Origin of the sequence: Pseudoalteromonas sp. BSi20495 (assembly GCF_000241185.1) — a bacterium.
Lineage (GTDB): Bacteria > Pseudomonadota > Gammaproteobacteria > Enterobacterales > Alteromonadaceae > Pseudoalteromonas > Pseudoalteromonas fuliginea.
In genome coordinates this window covers 1-3,829 of record NZ_BADY01000143.1, presented here as the reverse complement: position 1 = coordinate 3,829, position 3,829 = coordinate 1, and the positions used below count along the sequence as shown (strand labels likewise).

The window sequence follows — 3,829 nt, the reverse complement described above, 5'->3', positions numbered from 1 at the left end:
AAAAACACTCTGGAAGGGGTGGTTGAAATTAGCAGAAATGGTCGAATCTGCCGAATTGTTAATATCAATTCAGCAGACAGAAAAGTTGTGATCAAGAGACAGGGATGTCATAGGTAGGTACTTAAGAAAAATATTAAGTACAGCCTTAAAAATTTGGCTCTACCCCATACTGAAATACTCCTGTTTTTCGATCGCGTTTGGGGGGCGCCCTAGCTGCATTTTTCCTCAGAAAGTCAAATGCTCCATTAACTGCATTTAACAATCCTTTCCTATGCTTCCTAATAATCGCTGTTAATATGCCAATCCACCAAACACCCGTTGTTTTTGCTACTGTCATTGTAGACATTTCAGTTTTGAATATCTTTTCAATACAGCCAGTTAAAAACCTTTTAAGCGTGGTTACTATTAAACTTACATAAATTAGCGCCTCTTGTAAGGTTGCGTTTGATGTTTGAAAGCCGCGTAAATTATTATAAGACTTACACTCCTTAAAAAGTAATTCAACCTGCCAGCGTAACCTATATAATTTGCCTATTTCAGTCGCTGTAAATTCATCAATAGATAAATTAGTGACTAAAAATGTATATTGTTTTTCTTTTTTTGACCAATACCCAACGACTCTTGTTAGCTTGTTTTTTATGCTAACATTCATATCAATAAGATCATTTTTAGGTAATTCGGGGAGCAATTCACATAACTTTGGGGAATGACTTCCTGTTAATTCCTGTCCATTTTGCTTAAAAGCATTATGTACTCTGACTGCTTTTAACCCCTTCGCTCTTAATACGTAAAATCCTCCTGCTTTATCTAATTCATGAATATAACTACCTGAATAATACCCTCTATCAGCAAGTAACAACTGTCCTTTCAACTCTTTAAATGTTGGAAGTTCTTCACGTTCAGAGTAACTGTCTGGTGTTATGCCTGCTTTTTCAAAGCAACCTTGCGTTAAATTTAAAGTAGCATGCAATTCAATCGCTGCTGGACACGTATTTGAAAATCGCCCAGGAAAAACATCTTTTAAAGAACGATGAAGCATAATAGAGCTACCGTCCTGAATTAAAATATTCTCAAACTTGAACAAATCTTTTTTCGTGTACTTAAGCGCATCATTTATCCAACAATTAAAAACTCTATTTGTTACCTCTCGCATTAGTTCAGCTAGTTCAGGTTTAACTAACTGGTTATGAAAAGGCTTATACTTAATAGACTGCCCTGTTAGCTGATTATAAACTCTTAATATTTCGGATAAATAGATCGTTTTTTTATCCCCAAGCGCAGCAACAAGACTAACAACCATATGAAATGCGGTAATATTTCTTTCTCTTTTAGTAAATGCTACTTGTTTACCAAGTCGGTTCAGTTTTTTTTCACTTAGGATACTTTTTAACTTATTAATAAAAATGTTAGCATTCATTTGAAGCTCTTTTCTTGATTCTGTGGTTTGTGTGGTAACAACCATTTGATCATGAATTGAGCTTCAACTCAATTTCTTAAGATCTTACCTATGACATGGATGTAGGTAAGGGGCGTGAGCAGGACGCGGAAGCTTTGCTCGGTTTTTACTTAGCCCGCTAGGTTACAAACCTCACGCCGCGATTTAATCGCCCCTAGATTGAACAAATTTCAATCCACAAAGATCAACACGCCCTAATATTTTTTTGAAAATTAAATTATGTCTGGAATAATTTTAATTTAACTTTTATCTCGCGGTACAAAATCAAGTACGGTTGCGTTAATGCAGTAACGATCGCGCCCTCTTGGGCCTTCACCTGGGAACAAGTGCCCTAAGTGTATGCCTGTACTTTTAGAGCGAAGCTCAATGCGTGTCATGCCCCAGCTGCTATCGTCGTGCTGTGTTACGTTGTTTTTTACAGGATGAGTAAACGACAACCAACCAGTACCTGAGTTAAACCTATCGCTTGTATCAAATAGTGGCTCGCCACTTAATTTATCAACAAAAGTACCGTCAGGTGTATTTTTAAACTCTTTGTACTCTTTACAGTAAGGTCTATCTGTTCGCGCATCAAATGCAACTTTATAAGCATCGCTGTTACCCAATTTAAAAGCGCCTAATGCTTTATAAAACTCTTCAGGCGTTGCATAACCTTGACGGCCATATACCTCAACACCATTTTCTAAAAACAAAATGGTCGGTGTTGCCCACGTGGCTGACTTAATAGTTAAATCATCAAGTTGGTCAGCATGGCGAAACGACATTGGTATTGTCCCTTTGTAATCATTTGCGACTGCTTTTTTAAACTTTTCACAGTATGGGCAGTATTCACGTGAATCTAAGACTACGATTTGCTTTCCTGCTATTAAAGCAGTGTTATCTACTTTTTCTACAGGTGTTTTATTAAAAACAACACCGGTAGAATGATCTGGGCAATAGCCATTAGGGTTCTTTTCTAAATAATTTTGATGATACTCTTCTGCCGATACAAAGCCTTGAAGCGGTTTAATAACTGTTTCAATTTTGCCGTAGCTCGCATCAGTTAAAAGTTGCTGATATTGCGATTTAACTTGCTCAGCTACTTTAGCTTGCCCATCGGTAGTTGTTAATACGATTGAACGATATTGCGTACCTATGTCGTTCCCTTGGCGATTTTTTTGCGTAGGATCGTGACTTTCAAAATAGTTTTTTAAGAGATCTTCTGCTGAAATTATATTGCTGTTATACATAACTTGTACAACTTCAGCATAATTGTTCTCGTCAAAACGACGAGACTGATCAGTAATGTTTCTGTACGTTGCTTTAAAGCCCTTGCCGTCAGCGTAACCCGACTCAGCATCTATAACGCCATTAAGCGCTTCGTAGCGTTTTTCGGCTCCCCAAAAACAACCAGATCCAAGTACAATGGTCTCTACATGCATGGTTGCTTCTACATTACTGTGCTCAACCTTTTCCATAGATAAAGCAAAACTGCCTGCGCTAAATATAATAGCAGCGCCTGATAAATATAATAAATGCTGGTGTTTCATAAAGTACCTCATAAACAAGTGCGTGCTAATTAAGACCTCCTTATCTTAATTTTCATTTCAAGCTAATTACTTATTTAGTACGAAGCGTATTAAGTTTTAGTCCTCAATAAGTTAAATACGATTCATAGCTTAGTTCTTAAGGAACACAGACCGTGTGACTTCCTATCTTAAAACGGCAAATATCATTGTTTTTCTCAATGCTTTGCCGCTTACAATTTACCGCTAGTAGCTCAAATACACGATGTATCTTATGGCTGCACCGTGTTTGTTCTATGCAATCCAGAATATCATCCAACCAAAGATAACTGCACTTACTCGCTCTAAATGTCGAGATCGCACACTTAAACATACCCGCTGCACTATGGCAGATAAAACGCTTGATAAGTGTTTGCAGTATGCTCAGCCAAACCAATGATTCGGCAATATGAGGATCTCGTGTGATGAACCCTTTAAGGTTATTCCATGACTTTAGTTCTTTGAAAAACAACTCAATTTGCCAACGAGTTGCATATATATCGAGTAGCTCGTCAAAGCTAAACTGTGCCTCTTTTAAATTAGTAACAAGGAAAACGGGGCGCTTTTCATTCGGTAAATAGATAAGCCTGTACTCGGGCCCATTTTTCTTCCAACGTACTGTTAATTCAAGTGGTTGGCTTGCGAATTTATCGAGTAACGTTTTGAGTTTAATGTTCTTTTCTTTAAGTTCTATACCCGCGCAATAGGCTGATGTAACGATTGGGTTAATGTTTTTATTTGCTCTGATCAAAAAATATCCGCCATCTTGAGCTACTTGCTCAAAGTAATCTAAGTCAAAATACCCAGCATCAGCAAGTAATAACGTACC

Annotated in this window: 3 protein-coding genes; all 3 read right to left on the bottom strand. The window is 37.4% G+C overall.

The window, feature by feature from the left end; all coding sequences use genetic code 11:
• Positions 1 to 145: 145 nt before the first annotated feature.
• The gene (locus P20495_RS04465) at positions 146 to 1,417 is read right to left on the bottom strand and encodes an IS4 family transposase (protein ID WP_008138216.1); all 1,272 of its coding nucleotides are present in this window, start codon (positions 1,415 to 1,417) and stop codon (positions 146 to 148) included.
• Between the two features lie 278 nt (positions 1,418 to 1,695).
• The gene (gene msrA, locus P20495_RS04470; protein WP_008138215.1) at positions 1,696 to 2,985 is read right to left on the bottom strand and encodes a peptide-methionine (S)-S-oxide reductase MsrA; all 1,290 of its coding nucleotides are present in this window, start codon (positions 2,983 to 2,985) and stop codon (positions 1,696 to 1,698) included.
• A gap of 136 nt (positions 2,986 to 3,121) precedes the next feature.
• Positions 3,122 to 3,829: transposase (locus P20495_RS20960; protein ID WP_083829708.1), on the bottom strand; the 708-nt coding region annotated here is incomplete at its 5' end.